The 23096-nt window shown below is 69.2% G+C and carries 28 protein-coding genes; 11 read left to right on the forward strand and 17 right to left on the reverse strand.

All coding sequences use genetic code 11. The features are described 5' to 3' along the window. Positions 1-2 precede the first annotated feature (2 nt). Genes hsaD through hsaB form a run of 3 tightly spaced genes read left to right on the forward strand, consistent with a single transcriptional unit; the run spans position 3 to position 2274 of the window. The gene (hsaD, locus tag G7043_RS32005; RefSeq protein ID WP_166052059.1) at positions 3-824 is read left to right on the forward strand and encodes a 4,5:9,10-diseco-3-hydroxy-5,9,17-trioxoandrosta-1(10),2-diene-4-oate hydrolase; all 822 of its coding nucleotides are present in this window, start codon (positions 3-5) and stop codon (positions 822-824) included. Beyond that, complete coding sequence (gene hsaC / locus G7043_RS32010) at positions 824-1726, forward strand: iron-dependent extradiol dioxygenase HsaC (RefSeq protein WP_166052061.1); 903 nt, start codon at positions 824-826, stop codon at positions 1724-1726. The genes hsaD and hsaC overlap by 1 nt, the downstream gene beginning before the upstream one ends. Then, positions 1726-2274, forward strand: coding sequence for a 3-hydroxy-9,10-secoandrosta-1,3,5(10)-triene-9,17-dione monooxygenase reductase subunit (hsaB, locus tag G7043_RS32015; RefSeq protein WP_313888176.1), 549 nt, complete (start codon positions 1726-1728; stop codon positions 2272-2274). The genes hsaC and hsaB overlap by 1 nt, the downstream gene beginning before the upstream one ends. Here hsaB and G7043_RS32020 read toward each other — a convergent pair. Next, positions 2260-3069, reverse strand: coding sequence for a class I SAM-dependent methyltransferase (locus tag G7043_RS32020; protein WP_166052064.1), 810 nt, complete (start codon positions 3067-3069; stop codon positions 2260-2262). The two genes, hsaB and G7043_RS32020, sit on opposite strands and share 15 nt — an antisense overlap. Positions 3070-3111: 42 nt before the next feature. Here G7043_RS32020 and G7043_RS32025 point away from each other — a divergent pair, with 42 nt between their 5' ends. Continuing rightward, complete coding sequence (locus G7043_RS32025; RefSeq protein ID WP_166052066.1) at positions 3112-3492, forward strand: helix-turn-helix domain-containing protein; 381 nt, start codon at positions 3112-3114, stop codon at positions 3490-3492. A gap of 3 nt (positions 3493-3495) precedes the next feature. Here G7043_RS32025 and G7043_RS32030 read toward each other — a convergent pair whose 3' ends face one another. From G7043_RS32030 to G7043_RS32080, 11 genes are read right to left on the reverse strand one after another with little or no spacing between them, the layout of a single operon-like run. Beyond that, entirely contained in the window at positions 3496-4320 is an 825-nt protein-coding gene (locus tag G7043_RS32030) for an SCO6745 family protein (protein ID WP_166052068.1), read from the reverse strand. Positions 4321-4323: 3 nt separating this feature from the next. Next, positions 4324-4926, reverse strand: a complete 603-nt coding sequence (locus G7043_RS32035) for a hypothetical protein (protein ID WP_242642900.1) — start codon at positions 4924-4926, stop codon at positions 4324-4326. Next, positions 4923-5711, reverse strand: coding sequence for an EndoU domain-containing protein (locus G7043_RS32040; RefSeq protein WP_166052070.1), 789 nt, complete (start codon positions 5709-5711; stop codon positions 4923-4925). Before G7043_RS32040 ends, G7043_RS32035 begins: the two co-directional genes overlap by 4 nt. A gap of 6 nt (positions 5712-5717) precedes the next feature. Next, a complete protein-coding gene (locus G7043_RS32045) occupies positions 5718-6419 on the reverse strand; it encodes a WXG100 family type VII secretion target (RefSeq protein WP_166052072.1) in 702 nt (233 codons plus the stop codon). Next, the gene (locus tag G7043_RS32050) at positions 6416-6730 is read right to left on the reverse strand and encodes a type VII secretion target (protein WP_313888177.1); all 315 of its coding nucleotides are present in this window, start codon (positions 6728-6730) and stop codon (positions 6416-6418) included. The genes G7043_RS32045 and G7043_RS32050 overlap by 4 nt, the downstream gene beginning before the upstream one ends. Next, complete coding sequence (locus G7043_RS32055) at positions 6727-7179, reverse strand: YbaB/EbfC family nucleoid-associated protein (protein WP_166052074.1); 453 nt, start codon at positions 7177-7179, stop codon at positions 6727-6729. Before G7043_RS32055 ends, G7043_RS32050 begins: the two co-directional genes overlap by 4 nt. A gap of 27 nt (positions 7180-7206) precedes the next feature. Further along, on the reverse strand, positions 7207-8181 hold the full coding sequence (locus G7043_RS32060; protein ID WP_166052076.1) for an acyl-CoA dehydrogenase family protein: 975 nt from the start codon (positions 8179-8181) through the stop codon (positions 7207-7209). Beyond that, positions 8178-8981, reverse strand: a complete 804-nt coding sequence (locus G7043_RS48710; RefSeq protein ID WP_166052078.1) for an acyl-CoA dehydrogenase family protein — start codon at positions 8979-8981, stop codon at positions 8178-8180. Before G7043_RS48710 ends, G7043_RS32060 begins: the two co-directional genes overlap by 4 nt. Further along, positions 8978-10069 (reverse strand): acyl-CoA dehydrogenase family protein, encoded by a 1092-nt coding sequence (locus G7043_RS32070; RefSeq protein ID WP_166052080.1) that lies wholly within the window; start codon positions 10067-10069, stop codon positions 8978-8980. The genes G7043_RS48710 and G7043_RS32070 overlap by 4 nt, the downstream gene beginning before the upstream one ends. Then, positions 10069-10899 (reverse strand): enoyl-CoA hydratase, encoded by an 831-nt coding sequence (locus G7043_RS32075; RefSeq protein WP_166052081.1) that lies wholly within the window; start codon positions 10897-10899, stop codon positions 10069-10071. Before G7043_RS32075 ends, G7043_RS32070 begins: the two co-directional genes overlap by 1 nt. Beyond that, positions 10896-12365 carry a FadD3 family acyl-CoA ligase gene (locus G7043_RS32080; protein WP_166052083.1) on the reverse strand — a complete coding sequence of 490 codons (1470 nt, stop codon included), beginning with the start codon at positions 12363-12365 and terminating at the stop codon, positions 10896-10898. The genes G7043_RS32075 and G7043_RS32080 overlap by 4 nt, the downstream gene beginning before the upstream one ends. A 60-nt stretch (positions 12366-12425) precedes the next feature. Here G7043_RS32080 and G7043_RS32085 point away from each other — a divergent pair, with 60 nt between their 5' ends. From G7043_RS32085 to G7043_RS32100, 4 genes are read left to right on the forward strand one after another with little or no spacing between them, the layout of a single operon-like run. Further along, positions 12426-13511 (forward strand): acyl-CoA dehydrogenase family protein, encoded by a 1086-nt coding sequence (locus G7043_RS32085; protein WP_166052085.1) that lies wholly within the window; start codon positions 12426-12428, stop codon positions 13509-13511. Further along, positions 13508-14251: an SDR family oxidoreductase gene (locus G7043_RS32090; RefSeq protein WP_166052087.1), complete on the forward strand. Its 744-nt coding sequence runs from the start codon at positions 13508-13510 to the stop codon at positions 14249-14251. Before G7043_RS32085 ends, G7043_RS32090 begins: the two co-directional genes overlap by 4 nt. Next, the gene (locus G7043_RS32095; protein ID WP_166052089.1) at positions 14248-14877 is read left to right on the forward strand and encodes a TetR/AcrR family transcriptional regulator; all 630 of its coding nucleotides are present in this window, start codon (positions 14248-14250) and stop codon (positions 14875-14877) included. The genes G7043_RS32090 and G7043_RS32095 overlap by 4 nt, the downstream gene beginning before the upstream one ends. 12 nt (positions 14878-14889) lie before the next feature. After that, complete coding sequence (locus G7043_RS32100) at positions 14890-16035, forward strand: acetyl-CoA C-acetyltransferase (protein WP_166052091.1); 1146 nt, start codon at positions 14890-14892, stop codon at positions 16033-16035. On the opposite strand, the gene G7043_RS32105 is transcribed toward G7043_RS32100, so the two are convergent. From G7043_RS32105 to G7043_RS32120, 4 genes are read right to left on the reverse strand one after another with little or no spacing between them, the layout of a single operon-like run. Then, complete coding sequence (locus tag G7043_RS32105) at positions 16019-17068, reverse strand: NAD(P)H-dependent flavin oxidoreductase (RefSeq protein WP_166052093.1); 1050 nt, start codon at positions 17066-17068, stop codon at positions 16019-16021. The genes G7043_RS32100 and G7043_RS32105 overlap by 17 nt on opposite strands. Next, positions 17065-17778, reverse strand: a complete 714-nt coding sequence (locus tag G7043_RS32110; protein ID WP_207312003.1) for a CoA-transferase subunit beta — start codon at positions 17776-17778, stop codon at positions 17065-17067. The genes G7043_RS32105 and G7043_RS32110 overlap by 4 nt, the downstream gene beginning before the upstream one ends. Then, the gene (locus tag G7043_RS32115; RefSeq protein ID WP_166052097.1) at positions 17775-18572 is read right to left on the reverse strand and encodes a CoA transferase subunit A; all 798 of its coding nucleotides are present in this window, start codon (positions 18570-18572) and stop codon (positions 17775-17777) included. Before G7043_RS32115 ends, G7043_RS32110 begins: the two co-directional genes overlap by 4 nt. Further along, positions 18547-19314 carry an enoyl-CoA hydratase family protein gene (locus tag G7043_RS32120; protein ID WP_166052099.1) on the reverse strand — a complete coding sequence of 256 codons (768 nt, stop codon included), beginning with the start codon at positions 19312-19314 and terminating at the stop codon, positions 18547-18549. The genes G7043_RS32115 and G7043_RS32120 overlap by 26 nt, the downstream gene beginning before the upstream one ends. A gap of 63 nt (positions 19315-19377) precedes the next feature. Here G7043_RS32120 and G7043_RS32125 point away from each other — a divergent pair, with 63 nt between their 5' ends. From G7043_RS32125 to G7043_RS32135, 3 genes are read left to right on the forward strand one after another with little or no spacing between them, the layout of a single operon-like run. Further along, positions 19378-20145 (forward strand): SDR family oxidoreductase, encoded by a 768-nt coding sequence (locus G7043_RS32125; protein ID WP_313888179.1) that lies wholly within the window; start codon positions 19378-19380, stop codon positions 20143-20145. Beyond that, the gene (locus tag G7043_RS32130; RefSeq protein ID WP_166052101.1) at positions 20142-20996 is read left to right on the forward strand and encodes an SDR family oxidoreductase; all 855 of its coding nucleotides are present in this window, start codon (positions 20142-20144) and stop codon (positions 20994-20996) included. The genes G7043_RS32125 and G7043_RS32130 overlap by 4 nt, the downstream gene beginning before the upstream one ends. Positions 20997-21006: 10 nt before the next feature. Then, positions 21007-21957 carry a protein kinase family protein gene (locus tag G7043_RS32135; RefSeq protein ID WP_166052103.1) on the forward strand — a complete coding sequence of 317 codons (951 nt, stop codon included), beginning with the start codon at positions 21007-21009 and terminating at the stop codon, positions 21955-21957. Here the strand turns inward: G7043_RS32135 and G7043_RS32140 are convergent. Then, entirely contained in the window at positions 21941-23068 is a 1128-nt protein-coding gene (locus G7043_RS32140; RefSeq protein WP_166052105.1) for a steroid 3-ketoacyl-CoA thiolase, read from the reverse strand. The genes G7043_RS32135 and G7043_RS32140 overlap by 17 nt on opposite strands. Positions 23069-23096 lie beyond the last annotated feature (28 nt).

The raw sequence follows: 23096 nt of genomic DNA on the forward strand, positions 1-23096 counted from the left end.
CTGTGAAGGTTCGGTTGCACTACCACGAAGCGGGCCCAGAATCGGGCACGGACCACGCGGAGACGCTGGTCCTGTTGCACGGCGGCGGGCCCGGTGCGTCGTCGCTGAGCAACTTCGGCCGCAACATCCCGGTGTTCGCGAAGTCGTTCCGCGTGCTGGCCGTCGACCTGCCCGGCTACGGGCAGTCCGACAAGCCCGCGGAGCACGACCAGTACTTCACTTTCGCGGCAAGGGCTTTGAAGGACCTGCTCGACGATCTGGGCGTTGAGCGGGCGCACATCCTGGGCAACTCGCTCGGAGGCGGTACCGCGGTCCGGTTCGCGCTGGACCACGGCAAACGAGCGGGCAGGCTCGTGCTGATGGGGCCGGGCGGGTTGTCCCTCAACGTGTTCTCCCCGGATCCGACGGAGGGCGTGCGCAAGCTCGGCGCGTTCGCCCGCACGCCGACCCGGGAGAAGATCGAGGAGTTCCTGCGGATCATGGTGTTCGACCAGTCGCTGATCACCGACGAGCTCATCGACGAACGGTTCGAGGCCGCGCGCCAGCCGGAGGCGTTGCGCGCCATGGCCGCGCTGGGCAAGTCGTTCGCCGGGCCCGACTTCGAGCAGGGGATGCTCTGGCGGGAGGCGTACAAGCTGCGCCAGCGGGTGCTGCTGGTGTGGGGCCGCGAGGACCGGGTGAACCCGCTGGACGGCGCGTTGCTGGCGTTGAAGCTGATCCCGCGCGCGCAGCTGCACGTGTTCGGCGGGTGTGGGCACTGGGCTCAACTGGAGAAGTTCGACGAGTTCAACCGGCTCGCGACCGACTTCCTGACGGAGGCGTGATGGGGATCCGTTCGCTGGGCTATCTCCGGATCGAGGCCACCGACATGGCTCGGTGGCGTGAGTTCGGGTTGAAGGTCCTCGGCATGGTCGAGGGCAAGGGGGCCACCGAAGGCGCTTTGTACCTGCGGATGGACGACTTCCCGGCGCGGTTGGTGATCGTGCCCGGTGAGTCCGACCGGTTGCTGGCTTCCGGGTGGGAGGCCGCGACCGAGGCCGAGCTCGACGAGGTGGCGAAACGGCTGGCGTCGGCCGGGGTTTCCTACGTCGAGGGATCGGCCGAGGACCTGGCCGAACGGCGGGTGAACGGGCTGATCAGGTTCGAGGACCCGTCCGGCAACACCCTGGAGGTCTTCCACGGCGCGGCTTTGGAACACCGGCGGGTTGTTTCGCCGTACGGACACCGGTTCGTGACCGAGGAGCAGGGCCTCGGGCACGTCGTGCTGTCCACTTCGGACGATGAAGCCGCGCTGCACTTCTACCGCGACGTGCTGGGGTTCCGGCTGCGCGACTCGATGCGGCTGCCACCGCAGTTCGTCGGTCGCCCGGCCGACGGACCGCCCGCGTGGCTGCGGTTCTTCGGCTGCAACCCGCGCCACCACAGCCTGGCGTTCCTGCCGATGCCGACGCCGAGCGGGATCGTGCACCTCATGGTCGAGGTCGAGAACACCGACGACGTCGGGCTGACGCTGGACCGGGCGATGCGCAAGAAGGTACCGATGTCGGCGACCTTGGGCCGGCACGTCAACGACCTGATGCTGTCGTTCTACATGAAGACACCCGGCGGGTTCGACGTCGAGTTCGGCTGCGAGGGACGGCAGGTGTCCGATGAGGACTGGATCGCACGCGAGAGCACGGCGGTGAGCCTGTGGGGACACGACTTCAGCGTGGGCTACCAGAAGTAGTGCAGTCAGAAGTAGCCCGGTTCCGATCTGTTCTCGGACACTTCTGCACCGGGGTGACCGTGGTGACCGGCATGTCCGCGGACGGGCCGGTCGGGTTCGCCTGCCAGTCGTTCGCGGCTCTGTCGCTGGACCCGCCGCTGGTGCTGTTCTGTCCACAACGGACTTCGCGCAGCTGGGCGGCGATGGCGTCGTCCGGCGTGTTCTGCGTGAACGTGCTGGCGGAGGACCAGCGCGAGGTGTCGACGGTGTTCGGGAAGGCCGGCGCGGACAAGTTCGCCGGCGTGTCCTGGACCCCGTCGAGCACCGGTGCTCCAGTGCTCGACGGGGCTCTGACGTGGGTGGACTGCCGGGTGTCGGTGGTGCACGACGCCGGCGACCACCACGTGGTCGTCGGCTCGGTCGTCGAGCTCGGCCCGACGCGCGAGGCACAGCCGCTGCTGTTCTACCGCGGCCGTTACGCCTCGCACGCCGAACTCGACACGCGCGGCTGGTCCGGCGAAGTGCTCGACAACCTGATGACGTGGCAACGCCAATCAGAGTGGATTTGAGGCCGTGACCTGCCAACACGCGCCGGGCACGCGCACCTCGTCGCCGTGCACGAACTCGTCGAACGCACCCCGGACCCGCGCCAGGATCTCGGCCGGGTCCTCGGCCTCCTTGAGAGCGCGGGAGATCGGGCCGAGGTTGCTGAGGTACGGCTCCAGCAACGCCTCGGGCATCGTGCAGATCCGGTCCACCGCGCTGATGTCGATCCCGCTCCACCCGGCCTGTTCGAGGATCCTCCGGGTCTTGGTGGCGTCGGCGAGGGCGAACGGTCCCGGCGCGTCGGGATCCGGTGCCGGCGCGTCCGGCAGCAACGACGCGGCGGCGCGCGTGGCCGTCGTCATGAACGGGTTCTCTTCCGGCGTTCGCCAGGTGATGAAGCACAGCTCACCGTCGGGCGTGGTGGCACGCAGCAGGTTCGCGAAGGCGGCGATCGGGTCGTCGAAGAACATGACCCCGAACCGCGAGACGATCAGGCCGAAGCTCTCCTCGAACCGGTGGACCTGCGCGTCGGCCCGGACGAACTCGGCTTTTCCGTGCTCGCGCGCCGCGACCAGCATCGACTCGGAGATGTCGACGCCGACGCAGCGGGCCCCGGTGGCCTCCGCGATCGCCCGCGTCACGGCTCCGGTGCCGCACCCGACGTCGAGCACCTGCTCGCGCGGCCGTGCCCGCGCGGCTTCGACGAGCAGGTCCTGGAACGGCCGAAGCACCAGGTCCACGATGTCCTGTGCGCGGGCCCAGCCCTTGCCCGCGTCGTTCCACCATTCGGCCTGGGCGCTGTTGACCTCTGATGTCATGCTCACACCGTCCCGCTTCAAGTCGGCTTGAGGTCAAGTGTCGTGGACGAGATCGGAATCGGCGAGGTGGTGCGACGCTCCGGCGTGCCCGCGTCCACCCTGCGCTACTACGAGGAACGCGGCCTGATCACCTGTGTGCGCCGGCGGGGCCTCGCGCGGGTGTTCAGGACGAGCGTGCTGGAGCAGTTGGCGTTGATCGCGGTCTGCCGCTCGGCCGGGTTCTCGCTGGAGGAGATCCTGCTGATGTTCGCCCCGGACGGCCGCCCGAGCCCGAACCGCGCGATGCTCGCGGCCAAGGCGGACGAGCTGGACGCGACCATCCGCAAGCTCACGTCCATGCGCGACGACCTGCGGCACGCGGCAGCGTGCCCGGCACCGTCGCACATGGAGTGCCCGTCGTTCCGGAGGGTGCTGGGTCAGTAGTGCTCACTTCGACCCCGCGGCGACCAGCTTCGCGGTGATGGGTTCGAGCACGGTGACCAGCTCGTCGAGTTCGGCCGGCGACAGCGCGTCGTACGGCGGGGCGGCGAGCTCGTCGGTGAGGGCTTCGACGCGTTGCTGGAGCTCGCGTCCGGCGTCGGTGAACCGGCCGTCCACGACGAGTCCGCGCTCGCGCAGGCCGTCCACGACCTCGGCCAGCCGCTTCTTCGGCAGGTGGTGGATGCGCCCGAACGACTCCGGCGGGTGGATGCCCATCGCGATCGCGCTGAGGACGTGGGCCTCCGTGCCGCCGATGCGCGCGCTGACAAGAGCGGCGATGTGCCCGTCACCGCGGTGTTCGCGCAGCATGTTCGCCGAGTGCCACAGCCGCGCGACCGGGTCGCTCGGCACCGGAAGGCTGCGCAGTCCGGCGTACATGATCCGGCCCGCGGTGGGGGCGCTCGTGGCGGCTTTGGTGACCAGGTCGGCGGCGCGCACCAGGCCGGGGGAGCTGACCAGTTCGTCGCCGAGGATCCGCCGCACGGAAGCCGCGCTGCCCCGTTCGCGGGCGGCGAGGGACGCCTCGGGCGTGATCTTCTCCCACGCGCTCGGGATGTGGCGCGCGGCCTCTCCGTCGGCGAAGCTGTAGAACGCGGCGTGCACCACCTCCGCCGGCACCCGGCCGAGCGGCGCGGCCCGGCTCGCGAAGTAGCCGGCCCAGTAGTTCGGGTGGCCGAGCGCCGCCAGCTCGTCACCGCACTCGTCGGCGAAGAAGGTGACCAGGCAGATCGGTTCCAGGAGATCGTGCAGCCGACGGGCGATGCTGGTCACGGCTCACAGGCTCCAGACCTGGGGGGCCACGGTCACCGCGGCGGCTTGGTAGGGCGGTAGGAGCTTGCCCTCGACCACTACCTCGAGCGGCCACTTCTCCTGCAGCACCACCCACAACCGCCCGGAGAGCCCGGCGAACGCGCCCAGCAGGTTCGCGTTCTCGTGCGCCTGCAACACGTACACCCACTTCGCCACGTCCGGCGCGCCGTCCAGCGGCTCACGCCAGGCCCGGCGCAACCGGCGGCCGCCGTGACGTGCGGCGTCGGCGGACAGCACTACGTCCGCCTTGCTCGGGTCCGGTGCCGAGGCAGGAGCCTGAGCGCTGAAGCGGTAGGGGACCGGTGGCACGTCGTCGATGCTCGGCACGGCGGCGAGGTCGTCGCTGTGCGGATCATCCAAAGTGGACGCGATGAGCTCGCGTTCCTCGGCCGTGATGCCGATGTTCTCGTACGCCATGGACAGCAGCAGCGTCGCCTCGGCCTGCGCGGGCTCGCCACCGAAGTAGTCCTCGCGCACCGAACGCAGGGTGTCGTCGGCCAACCGGCCGGCGAGCCGCGCGCACAGGTCGGTGACCGTCGCGTAGGTCTTCACGTCCATGGTGTTCATTTCTTCTTGTACGGGCCGAGATCGGTTTTGGTGACGTTACCCTGATCGTCCTGGACGATCCTGATGACACGGTCGCCCTTCGGGCCTTCCCAGGTCCAGCTGCCGTCACCACCGGCGGCGGGGTTGCTGTAGCGCGGCGGGTTGCCCTGCGGAATGCCCTGCGGCGCCGGGGTGGGGGCGGGCGGGTTGAGGATCACGCCGGGGTTCGTCGCGTCGGGCGGGAACGACGTGCGGATCTCGCCGTTCGACAGCACCGTGGTCCGGACGAGGACACCGTCGACCGTGCCCTCGTAGTTGTAGGCCCACGCCGGGTCGCCGTTGGCGTCCTTGGTGGGCATCGGGCCCGCCACCGGTTGTCCGGACTGGGTGACCTTGTGCGCGGCGTCGAGGATCTTGGCTTCGTCCCAGGACTTCGGGAACTCCGTCTTGTTCGAGAACCCCGTGCCCGCGAGGTGGCCGCCCTGTTTGCCGCCGTCGCCGTGGATGATGTGCTCTTTGGACGTCGCGCTGTGGTGGATGTCGTCGGCTTTGGGCGGCGCGGTCGGCTTGGTCGGCAGGGGTTTCTTGGTCGGCGGGGTGTTCTGGTTGCCCGGTTTGTTCGCCGGGGTGCCGGTGCTGCCCGAGCCACCACCGGGCGTGCCGGCCGAGGCGGACGCGGCGGCGGCTTTCGTCGCGCTGGTCAGACCCGCGCCCGCGTTGATGTTGCCGTGTTGCTGCGACGGCTTCTTCTTCGGCGTGCCCGGAGGGTTTCCGCCGCCGCCCGGAGTCCTGGGTTTCCCGGTCATCGAGCCCTACCCGTTCAGCAGCTTCATGAGGTTGGACAGGCTGTTGACCAGCGCCGTGGTGTAGGTGAGGATGCGCCCGGCCCACTTCACCACCGCCGCGACGATCTGCGGCACGATCGCCGGGATCGTGAACACCAAGATCGCTTCGGCGACCCACACGATCACCCTGGCCACCAGGTCGGCGATCAGGTCGCGGACGATCTCGCGGGTCATCTCGACCAGGCCGCCCGCGCCCTCCGTCGCGGCCGCCATCGCCGCCGAGATCGCGGACAGCCCGCCGATGGCGTCCACGTTGTTGACCATCAGCCGCTGGTAGGCCTCCGACGCGGTCCCCTCCCAGCCGAGCAGGTCGCTCTCGAGGTCCGCGCGCAGGTCGGTGGCCATGTCGGCGAGCTCGGTCGCCATGTTGTTCCACGTCGCGGCGTGTGACCTGACGACGTCCTGCTTGCCGGTCAGTTCGTCGAGCATCTCGCGCAACGGCTCGAAGTACTCGATCGCCCAGCCGAGCCCGTTGGCGAGCAACGCGCTGATCGGGTCCATGACGGTCGACGCCACCTCGACGCCGAGCGACGCCCCGGCGATCGCGTCGTCGACCCAGCCCTCGCTCTTGATCGCGTCGACGAGCCCCTCGATGCTGTCCGCGAGGCTGGAGCCCGTCCAGACCTCGCGCGACGACTGGACCGGCGCGACCAGGGATCCTTCCGTCACTGCCCACCACCTCCGGCCGCGCGGACCCGATCGGCGTTGTCCTGGTCGGCCGCCGCGTAGGTGTCGGCGCTCGCGCGCAGTTCCTTCGCGACGAGCTCGAGGTTGCGCTCGACGGTGGCGATCACGGCGTCGATGTCGGTGTGCCGGCCCTCCAGCACACCGGAGATCCACCCGCACAGCTTTCCGTACGCCTGGGTGTCGGCCGTGATGTGGGCGCTGGCGGACTTGACCTTCGCGAACCGCTGCTTGATCTTGTCGATGTTGGCGGCGTGCGAGCGCAGCTGTTCCGCTTCGACGTTGAACCCGGTCACCAGCGCTCCTCGGTGTAGATCTCGGCGCTGTCGTCGTCATCATCTCGTGGGGGTCGGCGGACGGGTTTCTCCTCTTCCACGCCCAGCGACCGGCTGACGCTCTCCACGATGGCGCGCCCCGCCGCGGTGTCGGTGCCGATGGTGTCCGCGACGATCTCCTTGGACCGCTGCGCGAGCTGCCTGCGCGCGTCGGCGAGCGTGGCCATGATCGCCGCCGCCACGGCCTCCGGGCTGGCCGGGGTGATCCGGTCGGTGAGCTTCAGGTTCACCATCGCGCCGGTCGAGTCGATGGTGACCTCGGCCATCCCCGCGGGGTCCTTCGCGACGATCCGCACCCCCTGCAGCTGCTGGCTCATCGACAACGTGTCGTCGGCCAGCTTGTCGATCCGGCCCTTCCACGCGGCCAGGCGTTCGCGCGCGCCGTCCGGATCCAGGATGCGTTCGTCCACGAGGCCGCAGTGTAGGCAGCGGAACGATCACTTTCGGGTATAGCGGGACAGTCGCTCCAAGTGGACGCGCGGACTGCCGAACAACTGGCCGCTTCCGTGCGCCCGCTTGAAGTAGAGGTGCGCGTCGTGCTCCCAGGTGATCGCGATCCCGCCGTGCAGCTGCACCATCTCGGACGCGACCTTGAACAAGGCCTCGGAGCAGTACACCTTCGCCACCGCCGCGGACACCTCGTCGGTGGCGGCCGCCGCGGCCGACCGCGCTGTTTCGACGAGGACGTGCATGTCGGCCATGCGGTGTTTGAGCGCCTGGAACGAGCCGATGGGTTTGCCGAACTGGACCCTGGTCTTGGTGTACTCGACGGTGAGTTCGAGAGCCCTCGCGGCGGCACCGACCTGTTCCGCGCTCAGGGCGGCCAGCGCGATGTCGCGGACTCGGGGTGACCAAGGGCCCAGACGGTTCGCTGACGCGGCGGCCAGACGGATGGTGGCGAGGCGGCGGGTGAGGTCCATGGTGGGCGTGTGCTCGCGGGTGACGCCGGGCTGGTTCAGGTCGACCTCGTACGTCGAGACGCCGTCGCTCACCAGGAGGATCTCCGCGAGATCGCCGTCGAGGACGTAGTGGGCCGTGCCGTCGATGCTGATCTCGGAGTTGTCCCACGGCCAGACGAGCGCCGCGACGGACCCGTTCGCGATCCGCGGCAGCAACCGCCCGCACGCTTCCTCGTTACCAGTGGCCAGGAGCGCTTGGACGGCGATGGTCGACGACAGCAGGGGTGCCGGTGTGAGGGTGCGTCCGAGTTCTTCCAGCGCTACAGCGGTTTCTTCGAGGCCCGCTCCGGATCCGCCGTACCGCTCGGGGATCGGCAGCACGCCGACGTCGCACAGCCTGGCCCACAACGCCTTGTCATAACCGTGCGGGGTCTCGATCGCCGACCGGACGTCCGAGTGCTTCTCCAGCAGGCTGCGGACGGCGGCGCGGAGGGCCTCTTGTTCCGGTGTCACAACGCCTCCAGCACGCGCGCTCGGTGCATCGACGGGCTGCCCCACGCGGTGCGCAGGGCTCGGGTCTGCAGCAGGAACCGGCTCAGCTCGTGCTCGGCGGTGTACCCGATCGCGCCGTGCACCTGCAGAGCCGTGCGGGCAGCCTGCCAGGCGGCGTCCGAGACGGCGACCTTGGCGGCCGAGACGTCACGGGTCGTCATGGTCACGGCGGCGCCGAACACCAGCGGGCGGGCCAGTTCGAGGCCGATCAGGACGTTCGCGAGGTGGTGCTTCACGGCCTGGAACTGGCCGATGGGCCGGCCGAACTGGGTGCGCGCGAGGGCGTGGGCGGTGGTCATCTCCAGCAGGGCGCGGCCCAGGCCGAGGAGTTGGGCGGAGCAGGTGAGGACGCCGAGGTTGAAGGCGTGGGCGGCCGGGACGTCGGTGGCGATCACCGGGCCGGCGCTGAGTTCGACGAGGCGGCGACCGGGGTCGACCGAGGTGATCTCGGTGGTCGGGGAGGCCTCGCGGAGAGTGTCGCCTTCGACGAGGAAGTATCGATCCCCTTCGACGGCATGCGGACTCTCCGGCGGGAACGCGATCGAACCGCTTCCGAGACCGAAAGCCGGCAGCACGGCCAGCGACTCGATCAGAGGTCCGGTCACCGCGTGATGCCCCAACTCCTCGAACACCACCACGAGGTCGACCGGATCGGTCACCTCGTCGACCCCGAGCGCCGCCAGATCCCGTTTCCCCGCCCCGAGGAAGTCGTGCAGCACCCCGGCGAAGTCGATCTGCTCGGCGGACAGCGTGAACATCATCGCGGCAGCCCCAGGATCCGTTCGGCGATCACGTTGCGCTGGATCTCGTTGGTACCGGCGTAGATCGGCCCCGACAGCGAGAACAGCCACCCGTCCTGCCACCCCGGCGCGACCTCCCCGAGCAGGTCGAGCGCCGTCTCGTGGATCGACACGTCCAGCTCGGACCAGAACACCTTGGTGACGCTCGCGGCCGGTCCGGACGGCGGGTTCGCCAGCGCACCGAACGTGTGCAGCCGGTACGCCTGCGCGCCGATCCACGCGTCCACGACCCGATCACGCAGCGCCGGATCGGGGTTCTTCCGGTACAGCTCGACCAGTCGGCCGGCGGCGGCCAGAAACCGGCCGGGGCTGCGCAACGTCAACCCGCGTTCGTTGCCCGCGGTGCTCATCGCGACCCGCCAGCCGTCGCCGACCGCGCCCACGACGTCCCGGTCGGGCACGAACACGTCGTCCAGGAAGATCTCCGCGAAACCAGGCTCGCCGTCGAGCTGGTTGATCGGCCGGACCGTGACACCGGGAGCCCGCAGGTCGAACAGCAGGTAGGTCAGGCCGCGATGGCGTTCGCCCGGACCGGTGCGGAACAGCCCGAACGCGCGGTCCGCGAACGCCGCCCGCGAGCTCCAGGTCTTCTGACCCCGCACCAGCCAGCCGCCGTCGGTCCGCACCGCCGTGCTGCGCAACGACGCCAGGTCGGACCCCGCTTCGGGCTCGGACCACGCCTGCGCCCAGACCTCGTCGCCGCGTGCCATCGACGGCAGGATCCGCGCGCGCTGTTCGTCGGTGCCGTGTGCGAACAACGTCGGTGCCAGCAGGAAGATGCCGTTCTGCGAGACACGGCCCGGTGCGCCCGCCGCGTGGTACTCCTCCTCGAACACCAGCCACTGCAGCAGCGACGCCTCCCGGCCACCGAACTCGCGAGGCCACGAGACCACCGACAGCTGAGAAGAAGCCAGCAGACGTTCCCACGAGCGGTGTTCCTCGAAGCCCACCGCGGTGTCCATAGAGGACAACGGCCGCACGTGCGCGACGAGCCACGACCGCACTTCGGCCTGGAACTCGAGAGTCGAAGCGTCCAGAGAAAGATCCATCAGCTGGAGGCCTTCTTCATCGCACGGGCGTCCATGCCGCCCAACGCGTCCGTGCTGACCTCGGCGTTGTGCGCGTGGGCGAAGTGGTGCAGCCCGAACACCGAGTCCATCCCGGCCCGCAGGCCCATGAGGTCCTCGGACTGGTTCACCGCCTTCTTGGCCAGCGCGAGCCCGAACCGCGGCATCGCCGAGATCCGACCGGCCAGCTGGAAAACAGACGACTCCAACTCCGAGCGCGGCACGACCCTCGACACCATGCCCCACTCGTAGGCGCGCTGGGCGGAGAAGCGGTCGCCGGTGAACAGCACCTCCTTCGCGGCGCGCGGCCCGAGCACCCACGGGTGCGCGAAGTACTCGACACCCGGAATCCCCATGCGCACCACGGGATCGGCGAAGAACGCGTCCTCCGCGGCCACGATCAGGTCGCACACCCAGGCGAGCATCAGGCCGCCCGCGACGCACGCGCCCTGCACCATCGCGATCGTCGGCTTCGGGATCTCCCGCCACCGCCGGCACATCCCGAGATAGACCTCCATCTCGCGGGCGAACCGGAGATCACCGCCCTCGCGGTCGACGTGGTCCCACCACATCACGGCCTTGCGTTCGAAGGACACGTCGACGTCCCGGCCGGGTGAGCCGATGTCGTGGCCCGCGGAGAAGTGGTCGCCGGCACCGGCCAGCACGATCACCTTGACCTCGTCGTCGTTCACCGCGCGCGTGAAGGCCTCGTCCAACGCGTAGGTCATCGCCGAGTTCTGCGCGTTGCGGTACTCGGGGCGGTTCATGGTCACGACGGCGACCGCGTCCCGCCGCTCATACGAGACTGTCACGCGTTCTCCTTGCGCAGTAGGTGTTTGAGGACCTTGCCACCGGCGTTGCGGGGGAGCACGGGGTGGAACTCGACCGCGCGCGGCACCTTGTAGTTCGCGAGCCGGCCTCGGCAGAACTCGATGATCTGGTCCTCGGTCAGCTCGAAACCGGGCAACGTCACGACGTGGGCGACGCCGACCTCGCCGAGCCGTGCGTCGGCGACCCCGACGACGGCGGACTCCGCGATGCCCGGCAGCCGGGCGAGCGCCTGTTCGATCTCGGCGGGATAGACGTTGAAACCGCCGCAGATGTACATGTCCTTGAGCCGGTCGGTGATCGAGAGGTAACCGCGTTCGTCCACGCGCCCGACGTCGCCGGTGTGCAGCCACCCGTCGGTGTCGATCGCCGCGGCGGTCGCCTCCGGATCGTCGAGGTACCCGAGCATCACGTTGGGCCCGCGCAGCAACACCTCGTCCTGCTCGCCCAGGCGTAGCTCGAACTCCGCCATCGGGCGCCCGCACGTGTGCGCGACGGTCTCCGGCGAGTCGCCAGGGCGGCACATGGTGGCGACGACGGCCTCGGTCAGCCCGTAGGCGGTGAGCACGGTCAGCGAGAGCTCGGACTGCATCCGTTCGATCATCGCCACCGGCACCACCGCCGCGCCGGTCACCGCGAGCCGCAGGCTGGACAGGTCGAACGAGCCGCGTTCCGGATGGTCGAGCAACGTCTGGAAGATCGTCGGCGGCCCGGGCAGCACGGTGATCCGTTCCCGTTCGATCAGCCGCATGGTCTCCACGACGTCGAACACCGGCTGCGGCACCATCGTCGCGCCGGTCAGCAGGCAGGCCAGGATGCCCGCCTTGTACCCGAAGGTGTGGAAGAAGGGGTTGACGATCAGGTACCGGTCCGCCGAGGTCAGCTCACCGCACGCGGCCCACGCCTCGGCCACCCCGAGCGACTGCCGGTGCGCGCTCATCGCTCCCTTGCTGCGCCCGGTCGTGCCCGACGTGAACATCACGTCGCAGAGCTGATCCGGCACGAGTTCGGGCAGTTCGACGGCGGCCGCGACCCAGTCGACTGGTAATCGCACGGTGTCGGGCAACTCCGGCGACAACGCCTCCAGTTCCGCGAGCCGGTCGCGGCCGAGGAACTCGCCTTCCACGATCAAGACGCGCGCGGCACTGCGTTGCAGGACGTCCAGCGTCTCGGCGGCGGTGAACCGGGTGTTGATCGGCACCAAAGCCGCCCCCGCGTGCAACGCCCCGAGCGCGGCGACCACCCAGTGATAGGAGTTGGGCGCGCACAAAGCCACCCGATCACCCGGCCGCACGCCCATCCCCACGAGCGCTCGAGCGGCCGTGCGCACCGCTGACCGCAACTCGGTGTAGGTGAGGCGAACCTGCCCGTCCACCAACGCTTCCGCGTCGATGTACGAAGCAGCCGCCCGGTCGAGCACGGCTGAAACCGTTTGCCTGCTTGGATCCATGGCCACAGCGACCTCCAGAAGGCCTCCAAAGCAAGTGCTTGGTAGGTTAGAGTATGGCGCATGGAGTCCTTCCGGCGCGAGGTGCGGGAATGGTTGTCCGCCAACCTCGTCGGTGAGTTCGCGCAGCTGCGCGGCCTGGGTGGACCCGGCCGCGAGCACGAGGCGCTCGAGGGCCGGTTGCGGTGGCACCGGCACCTGGCGGCGCACGGGTGGACTTGCCTCGGCTGGCCCGGCGAGCGCAGCGTCGAGGAACAGGTGATCTTCCACGAGGAGTACGCGGAGGCCGACGCGCCCGCGAAGGTCGACATCGTCGGCGAGGGTCTGCTCGGCCCGACGCTCATCGCGTTCGGCACCCCCGAGCAGAAAGAGCGCTTCCTGCCGAAGATCCGCAGCCTCGACGAGCTGTGGTGTCAGGGCTACTCGGAGCCGAACGCGGGCTCCGACCTCGCGAACGTGCGGACGAAGGCTCACCTCGAAGGCGACCGGTGGGTGATCAACGGCCAGAAGATCTGGACGTCGAACGCGCACTACTCGGACTGGATCTTCGTGCTGTGCCGCACCGAACCGGGGTCCGGGCGGCACCAGGGCCTGTCGTACCTGCTCGTGCCGATGAACCAGCCGGGCGTCGAGGTGCGGCCGATCCGCCAGCTCACCGGCACGTCGGAGTTCAACGAGGTCTTCTTCGACGGCGCCGTCACGGCCGCCGAGAACGTCGTCGGGCAACCCGGCGAGGGCTGGAAGATCGCGATGGCCACGCTCGGGTTCGAACGCGGCACCGCGATGCTCGGCCACCAGGTGAGCTTCCGGCGCCAGCTCGACGCGATCATGGCGAAGGCCCCGGACGACGAGCGGCTCACCAGGGCGTGGCTCGAACTGCACGTCATGCGCTCGCACACGTTGAGAACGCTGAACGACGAGCCGGGACCGGAGGCGTCCGTGCTGAAGCTGTTCTGGGGAGGCTGGCACCGCAGGCTCGGTGAGCTCGCGATGGACACCCTCGGACCGGAGTCGATGATCGACGGCGCCGAGTGGCAGCGCCTGTTCCTGTTCAGCCGCGCCGAGACGATCTACGGCGGCTCGGACGAGATCCAGCGCGAGATCATCGCCCACCGCATCCTGAGGCTGCCCAGAGGGGAACACAGGTGAACGGCCACGACCTGCTCAAGGACAAGATCGTCGTCGTCACGGCGGCCGCGGGCACCGGCATCGGCTCGGCCACGGCGAAACGCTGCCTCGAAGAAGGCGCGACGGTGATCATCAGCGACTGGCACGAGCGCCGCCTGAAGGAAACCCACGAGGCGCTCGGCACCGATCACGCGATCCCGTGCGACGTCACCAACGAGCAGCAGGTGCAGACGCTGATCGACGACACGGTCGAGCGCTACGGCCGGATCGACGTGATGGTCAACAACGCCGGCCTCGGCGGGGAGAAGTCGGTGCTGGACATGACCGACGACGAGTGGTCGCGGGTGCTGGACGTGACGCTGAACGGCACCTTCCGCTGCACCAGGGCCGCACTACGCCAAATGGTCGGCCAACGAAGCGGTGTTGTCGTTAACAACTCCAGTGTGATCGGCTGGCGTGCCCAGCAGGGCCAAGCCCACTACGCGGCGGCGAAAGCAGGGGTCATGGCGCTGACCAGATGTGCCGCGATGGACGTCGCCGAGCACGGCATCCGGGTGAACGCGGTCGCTCCGAGCTTGGCGGCGCACCCGTTCCTCGCCAAGGTCACCAGTGAGGAGTTGCTGACCGAACTGGCGTCCCGAGAAGCTTTCGGGCGCGCCGCCGAGCCCTGGGAGGTCGCGAATGTGATCGTGTTCCTCGCCAGCGACTACTCGTCCTACCTGACGGGCGAGGTCGTCTCGGTGAGCAGTCAGCACCCATGAGGAAGGAACGACCGGTGAGCAACAGGAGAGCCGAGCTGCTGGAACTGGCAGCGCGGATGTTCGCCGAACGTGGCTACGGGCAGACCACGGTCAGGGACATCGCGGACGCGGCGGGCATCCTGTCCGGCAGCCTCTACCACCACTTCGACTCCAAGGAGTCGATGGTGGACGAGATCCTGCGGACGTTCCTGGACGAGCTGTTCACCCGCTACCGGGAGATCGTCGACGCCGGCCTGGAGCCCAAGCAGACGTTGAAGGCGCTGGTCGTGGCGTCGTTCGAGGCGATCGACTCCCGGCACGCCGCGGTCGCGATCTACCAGAACGAGTCGAAGCACCTCATGCCGCTGGAGCGGTTCTCGTACCTGGAGGACCGCAGCGTGGAGTTCCGCAAGCTGTGGACGGTGTTGCTGGAGGACGGCATGGGCGCGGGCGTGTTCCGCGCCGATCTCGACGTGGATCTCGCCTATCGGTTCATCCGCGACACGGTGTGGGTGGCCGTGCGGTGGTACCGGCCGGACGGCGGACTGTCCGCGGAGACGGTCGCCGACCAGTACCTCGCGATCCTGCTCGACGGCATTGCCACGGCTCGGCAGCCAAAACGGAAACCGGCACGGCCGAAGAAGTAGAGGAGGGCCCTCGTGGCCGAGGCGTACATCATCGAGGCTGTGCGGACTCCGGCGGGCAGGCGCGGTGGCGAGCTCAGCCGCGTGCATCCCGCCGATCTCGGCGCGCACGTGATCACCGCGCTGCTCAACCGGGTGGACGTCGATCCCACGGACGTGGACGACGTTATCTTCGGGTGCGTGGACACCGTGGGACCGCAGGCGGGCGACATCGCGCGCACGTCCTGGCTGGCGGCGGGTTTCCCGGAGCAGGTGCCGGGCGTGACGGTCGACCGGCAGTGCGGGTCGAGCCAGCAGGCGCTGCACTTCGCGGCGCAGGCGGTCATGAGCGGCACGGCGGACGTCGTGGTCGCGGGCGGCGTGCAGAACATGTCGCAGGTGCCGATCGGGTCGGCCATGACGTTCGGTTCACAAACAGGCAGCCCGTTCGAGGGGTGCGAAGGCTGGCAGCACCGGTACGGCGACGAGGAGGTCAACCAGTTCCGGGCGGCCGACCTGATCGCCGTGCGGTGGGACCTGTCGCGGCGGGAGATGGAGGAGTTCGCGTTGCAGAGCCATCTGCGGGCGATCACCGCGATCAAGGAGGGCCGGTTCGACCGCGAGATCGCGCCGGTCAACGGCGTCGCGGCCGACGAGTGCCCGCGTCCGGACACCTCGGCCGAGAAGATGGCCGCGCTGCAACCGTTGCGGCCGGGCGGGCGGACGACGGCCGCGTTGTCGTCGCAGATCTCCGACGGTGCTTCGGCGGTGCTGGTCGTGTCGGAACGGGCGGTGCGCGAGCACAAGCTGACGCCGCGGGCTCGGGTGCACCACATGTCCGCGCGCGGTTCGGACCCGATCTACATGCTGACCGCGCCGATCCGCGCCACCCGCTACGCGCTGGAACGCGCCGGGATGTCCATTTCGGACATCGACCTGTTCGAGATCAACGAGGCGTTCGCCTCGGTGGCGCTGGCCTGGGCGAAGGAACTCAAGATCGACCTCGGCCGGGTGAACGTCAACGGGGGAGCACTGGCGCTGGGGCACCCGATCGGGGCGACCGGGACGAAGCTGTTCACGACGTTGCTGCACGAGTTGGAGCGGACCGGTGGCCGGTACGGGTTGCAGACGATGTGCGAGGGCGGCGGTCAGGCGAACGTGACGATCATCGAACGTCTTTGAGCCGGTCGATCGCGGTTTCGGCGTCTCGGACGATGTTCTCGATGAGTTCGCGACACGTGGGCAGGTCGCCGAGCAGGCCGGCGACCTGACCGGACGCGAGCACGCCCGCGTCGGTCCTGCCCTCAACCAGGCCGGCGCGCAGCAGCATCGGCGTGTTCGCGGCCATGATCACCTGCGACCAGGTGAGGTCCTTGCCGTGCTTCATGGCCAGGCCTTCTTTGATCATCGCGCGCCAGGACAGGCCGGTGTGCTGCCGGAACTTGGCCGCGTTGGTGACCGCCCTCGTGAGGCTGCTGAGGCGCCCGGACTTCTCGAGGTGGTCGACGAGGTCGGTGCGCAGGACCCGGTGCGGCAGCCCGTCGACGCGGGTGGTGACGACCGTGCCGTTCAGATCTCGTTGCAGATACGCCTGTTTGACCGCGTCCGGGACCGTGCTCTCCTGGGTGAGCAGGAACCTCGTGCCCATCGCGATCCCGGCCGCGCCGTACGCGAGCGCGGCGGCGAGACCTCGTCCGTCGAAGAACCCGCCCGCGGCGATCACCGGGATGTCCACGGCGTCGAGCACGCTCGGGAGCAGCAGGGTCGTCGCCACGCCACCGGTGTGGCCGCCGCCCTCGCCGCCCTGCACGATCACCGCGTGAGCGCCCCACTTCGCGACCTTCTCCGCGTGCCGCGCCGCGCCGATCGACGGGATCACGACCACGCCGGCGTCGTTCAGCTTGGCGATCATGTCGGGTTTCGGGGCCAGCGCGAAGGAAGCGACCTTCACCTGTTCGCGGATCAGCAGGTCGACGCGTTCCGGTGCGTCCTGGGCGTCGGCGCGCAGGTTCACGCCGAACGGTTGTGCCGTGCGGGAACGGGTTTCCTTGATGGCGGCTTCGAGCTCGGCGTAGGTCATCGTGGCCGACGCGAGGATGCCGAGCCCACCCGCCTCGGCGGTCGCGGACACCAGGCGCGGCCCGGCGACCCAGCCCATGCCGGTCTGCACCACCGGATGCCGGACGCCGACCAGGTCGGTCAGTGCGGTCCTCACGACGGAACTTCCTTGTCCCGCTTGCTGTCCGGGTCGAGTTTCGTGCGGAGCAGGTCGAGCTCCTCCTCGGTCGGCAGCCGCGTCTCGGTGACGTTGTCGGCGGTGAGCGGGAACGACGTCTGCTTCTGCACCTCGTCTATGGAAACGCCTGGGTGGACCGAGAGGATGCGCATCGAGTGGTCCGGCGTGTCGAAGTCGAGCACGGCGAGGTTCGTGACCACGCGGTGGATGTCGTGGAACGGCCCGACGGCGTGGTCGTAGCCGACGCCGGAGATCACGTCGACGGCCTCGACCAGCACGCGCGGGCTGTGCCGCGGCACCCAGTAGCTGGTGCGGTGGTTGATCGTGTTGCCGGGCGCGCCGCGGAACCCGAGCAGCTGCCGGGTGGGCCGGGCGTGGTCGCCGATCGCGGAGATGTTCTGGTTGCCGAACCTGTCGACCTGGTTCGCGCCCATCACGACGTGCCGGCGGCCGTGCGCGACGACGTCGAACACCTTGCGGTACGGCAGCCAGCCCTCCACAGTGGACTCGGGGGTGAGCAGGAAGGCCTCGCCGTCGCTCAGCAGCAGGTCGGGTTCGGTGGTGAGGCGGGCGAGTTTCGCGCCGAGGGACGGGATGAGTCCCATCGGGCTGGCGAGCGTCTCGCCGGCGCCGAGGAACAGGTCGGCGCAGGCGGTGACGCAGACTTCGGCTCTCGTGATGTCGCTCAACCCAGGAACCTCTCGTAGAAGTCCGGCCATTTCTCCAGGTCACTGGCCGCGTCGGCGTACTCGCGCTGGAGCTTTTCGTCGCGCGGGTAGTCCGGGACGCAGCTCGTGAACCCCGCTCCACCGGGCGCTTCCACGACGCCGTCGACCATCATCCGGTTGAGCAGCAAGGTCTGCGGTGGTCCGTCGAACGTCTCGACGATCTGTTCGCACGAGACGTAACGCCGGTCCGCGGCCAGGCAGAACAGGTCGTCGAAGTACGGGTCGGGCCCGAGGTACTGGGCGTTGCCGTGCTTGTCCGCGCGGTTGAGGTGCACCAACGCCACGTCGAGCTTCAGCGCGGGCATGGCGACCAGCTCTTCACCGTCGTCATAGGGTGATCGAACCGTCTTGAGCTGCGGGGCGTACTTGAGGACGTCCGAGCCGAGGCCCGCTCTGATCGGCAGGAACGGCAACCGGTGGGCCGCTGCCCTCAGCCCGGTCTGGAACATGCCCTCGTCCAGCTCCAGCACCTCGATCGCGCCGGTCTCCCTGGCCCGCTTGAACCACGGGTCGTACGGGATGGTGTCGAGCGAGACGAACCCGTAGACCAGCTTGCGCACCTTGCCCGCCGCGCACAGCAGACCGGCGTCCGGTCCGCCGTACGTGACGATCGTCAGGTCGCTCAGATCTGACCGCAGGATCGCCTTGACCAGGGCCATCGGTTTGCGCCGGGAACCCCAGCCGCCGATGCCGACGGTCATGCCGTCCTTGATCTGACCGACGACCTCGTCAGCTGTCGTTCGCTTGTCGCGCATGGTTTCCGTCCAGGAAGGCCTGCCGGGCGTGGTCCGACACACCGGTGAGGTTCAGCTCGAAGGTGAAGCCCTGCTCGAAGCGGTAGCTGGTGTGCACTCGTTGCGTGTCTATGCCGTTGATGGCTTCTTTGGCCGCGCGGATCACCGTGGTGTCCTTCTTCGCGATCTCCTTGGCGATCTCGCGGGCAGCGTCGTCGAGCTGTGCACGCGGCACGACCTCGACGACGCTGCCGTGGTGGTGCAGGGTCTGCGCGCTGACGTTGCGGGCCGTGTAGTAGAGCGTCCGCATCAGGTGCTGCGGCACGAGCCGGGCCAGGTGCGTCGCCGCGCCCAGTGCTCCTCGATCGACTTCGGGCAGTCCGAACGTGGCGTCGTCGGACGCGACGATGATGTCCGCGTTGCCGACCAGCCCGACGCCGCCGCCGAGGCAGAAGCCGTTCACCGCGGCGATCACCGGCACCTCGCAGTCGTACACGGCCGCGAAAGCCTTGGCACAGCCCCGGTTCGCGGCGATGAGCGCCTCGTGACCGGTGGTGCGCTGCATCTCCTTGATGTCGACGCCCGCGCAGAACCCGCGGTTCTCGGCCCGCAGGATCACGACCCGCGCGTCCCGGTCCTCGCCCGCGCGGGTGATCGTCTCGGCCAGCTCGAACCAGCCGCGCGAGGGGATGGCGTTGACCGGGGGATAGTCGATGGTGACTTCGATGATGCCGTTTTCGGTGTGGCTGCTGGAGATTCCCATCGCGCCGCCTTCCGAACCAAGCGATTGCTTGGTAATTTAGCAGTGCCGGAGCGACCGGGGTAGGTGCTTGTGGAACTGGACCTCGACGGAGCAGTCGTCCTCGTGACGGGCGGGGTGCGAGGAGTCGGTCTCGGGATCACCCGCGCGTTCCTCAGCGCTGGAGCCGTCGTCGTGACCTGTGCTCGGCGTCCTGCTGAGGTGGCTGGTGCTTCTTTTGCGGCGTGCGATGTCCGGGATGCGGACCAGGTTTCCCAACTGGTGGCCGGGATCGTGGCCGAGCACGGCCGGTTGGACGTTGTCGTGAACAACGCGGGTGGTGCGCCGTTCGCGTTGGCCGACCAGGCCTCGCCGCGGTTCCACCAGAAGATCGTCGAGCTGAACCTGCTGGCGCCGCTGCTGGTGTCGCAGGCGGCGAACGCGGTGATGCAGTCGCAGCCGTCCGGCGGGTCGATCGTGAACGTGAGCAGCGTGTCCGGTCGCCGTCCCTCGCCCGGAACCGCTGCTTATGGCGCCGCGAAGGCCGGGCTGGACAACCTGACCGCGTCGTTGGCCGTCGAGTGGGCACCTCGCGTCCGTGTGAACGCTCTGGCCGTTGGCATGGTGCGCACCGAACAGTCCCACCTGCACTACGGCTCCGAGGAAGGCATCGCGGCCGTTGCTCGCACCGTGCCGTTGGGCCGTCTCGCGTCACCGGACGAGGTCGGCGCGTGCGCGGTGTTTCTCGCTTCTCCGTTGGCGTCGTATGTCAGCGGTTCGACTTTGGTGGTGCACGGCGGGGGAGAAGTCCCCGCGTTCCTCGCCGCCGCCGACACCGATGGGGGTTCGTCATGAGCCGGGTCGTGATCGTGACAGGCGCCGGACGGGGCATCGGCCGTGCGCACGCACTGGCGTTCGCCGCCACCGGGGCACGGGTCGTGGTGAACGACCTGTCCGCGGAGGCCGCAGGCGAGGTGGCCGCGTTGATCGGACCCCGAGCGGTCGCCAGCACCGACGACGTCGGCACCTGGGCGGGCGCGCAGCGGCTCGTCGACACGGCGGTGTCCGAGTTCGGCGGCTTGGACGTGCTCGTCAACAACGCCGGCATCGTGCGTGACCGCATGATCGTGAGCTGCGGCGAGGACGAGTGGGACGAGGTAGTGCGTGTGCATCTGAAGGGCCACTTCGCGCCGTTGCACCACGCCGCGGCCTATTGGCGTGGCGTGGCGAAGGCCGGCGGGCACGTCTCCGGCCGGGTGATCAACACCTCGTCCGGCGCCGGACTGTTCGGCAGTGTCGGGCAGACGAACTACTCGGCGGCCAAGGCGGGTATCGCCTCCATGACCCTGGTCGCGGCCGCGGAACTGGCCCGGTACGGCGTCACGGTCAACGCGATCGCCCCCGCTGCCCGCACCCGGATGACCGAGGCGACGTTCGCGGACGCGATGGCGGCGCCACAGGACGGGTTCGACGCGATGGCCCCCGAGAACATCTCGCCGCTGGTGGTGTGGCTCGGCAGTGAGGAAGCCGGGGACGTCACCGGGAGGATGTTCGAGGTCGACGGCGGCCGCGTCTGCGTGGTGCACGGCTGGCAGCGCGGCCCGGAGGTCGACAAGGGCGCGCGCTGGTCGCCGGACGAGTTGGGCGACGTCGTGCGCAAACTCGTCGCCGACGACCACCCGGTGCCGGTCTACGGGGCCGAGTAACTTCGATCATGTGACCCGCCTGCACACCCACGCCACCCTCTCGGCCGCCTTGTCGCGGCTCGGCGATCAGGATTTGAGTGATCTGCTGGAACGGGCCGAGCCGGGTGGGGCGGGGATCGGCGGGCCGACGGCGTTGCTGGAGGTCGGCGGCACCCCGGTGTTCGTGAAGCGGTTGCCGCTGACCGACCTGGAGCTGCGGCCGGAGCACATCGGGTCGACCGCGAACCTCTTCGACCTGCCCGTGCACACGCACTACGGCGTCGGGTTGATCGGGGCAGCGGGCTTCGGGGCGTGGCGCGAACTGGCCGCGCACACCATGACCACGAACTGGGTGCTGCAGGGCGAGCACGACGGCTTCCCGCTGATGTACCACTGGCGCGTGCTGCCGCACCCAGGCCAGACGCTGCCCGAGGAGCTGGACCAGGCGGTCGACTACTGGGGACCGGAGATCGGCCCCCGGATCGAGGCACTGCGAGCGTCGAAGTGCAGCATCGCGCTGTTCCTGGAGTACTTCCCGCACAACCTGCACGACTGGCTGAACCGCCAGGACGACCTCGAAACCGCCTGCGAGATGGTCGAACGGGAACTGGCGGCCGGCGTCGAGTTCATGAACTCCCAGGGCCTGCTGCACTTCGACGGCCACTTCCAGAACGTCCTGACCGACGGCGAGCGCCTCTACTTCGCCGACTACGGCCTCGCGATCTCCTCCGAGTTCGACCTGTCCGAGGAGGAGATCGCGTTCTTCACCGAGAACCAGGACTACGACCGTGCCTACACCGTCACACACCTGGTGATGTGGTTCGCGTACGCCCTGCGCTACCAGGGGGTTCCGCCGCGGGTCGCGGCGATCCTGAACCGCCACAACGAGGTCGCCGCGGTGATGAAGGACTTCTACCGCAGGTTCCAGCACGAGAGCAGGCGGCCCCCGTACCCCGCAGCGGACCTCAGATCCGTTCGATGATCGTGCCGCTGGCCATGGCCCCGCCCGCGCACATCGTGATCAACGCCGTCGTCGCGTCCCTGCGCTCCAACTCGTGCAGCGCGGTCGTGATCAGTCGGGTCCCGGTGCTGCCGACGGGGTGGCCGATCGCGATCGCCCCGCCGTTGACGTTGACCCGGTCCAGGTTCGGCCGATGCACCGCCGCCCACGACAACACGACCGACGCGAACGCCTCGTTGACCTCGAACAGGTCGATGTCCGCCATCTTCATGCCACTGCGTTCGAGCAACCGCGCGGTCGCGTCCACCGGCCCGTCCAGGTGGTAGTACGGGTCCGACCCGACCAGGCACTGCGTCACGATCCGTGCGCGTGGCTTCAGCCCGTGCGCTCGGGCGAACTCCTCGTCCACGACCATCACGGCTGACGCGCCGTCGGAGATCTGCGACGACGTCCCGGCGGTGTGCACACCGTCCGGCACGACCGGCTTCAACGCGGCCAGCGCCTCGAGCGAGGTTTCCCGCAGGCCCTGATCGATGTCCACCAGGTCCTCGCCGACCTTGACCGGCACGACCTCCGCGGTGAACCGCCCGGCCGCCCACGCCGCCCGCGCCCGGTTCTGCGACTGCACGCCGAACCGGTCGACCTCCTCGCGCCCGATGCCGCGCCGCGCGGCCACCCGTTCGGCGGCGACGAACTGGTTCGGCAGGTCGATGGTCCACGAGTCGGGGCGCGGCATGCCGGTCTCGCCGATGTTCGACCGCAGCGGAACCCGGCTCATGGCCTCGACCCCGCACGCGATGCCCGCGTCGATGGCACCCGCCGCGATCAGGCCCGCGATCAGGTGCGTGGACTGCTGCGCCGAGCCGCACTGCGCGTCGACGGTGGTGCAGCCGGTGGTCTGCGGCAGGCCCGCGTGCAGCCAGGACGTTCTGGTGATGTTGTTCGACTGCTCGCCCGCCTGCGTCACGGTGCCGCCGATGACCTGTTCGACACTGGACGGATCGACACCGGTCCGGTCGAGCAGACCTCGTTGTGCCGCACCGAGGAGCTCGGCGGCGTGCAGGCCGGACAGGCGGCCGTTGCGCCTCCCGATGGGCGTGCGCACCGCTCCCACGATCACCGGACTGCCCACGCGAGCCTCCTCAGACCAGAAAACTAGA

This window comes from Lentzea alba (genome assembly GCF_011067745.1).
GTDB lineage: Bacteria > Actinomycetota > Actinomycetes > Mycobacteriales > Pseudonocardiaceae > Lentzea > Lentzea alba.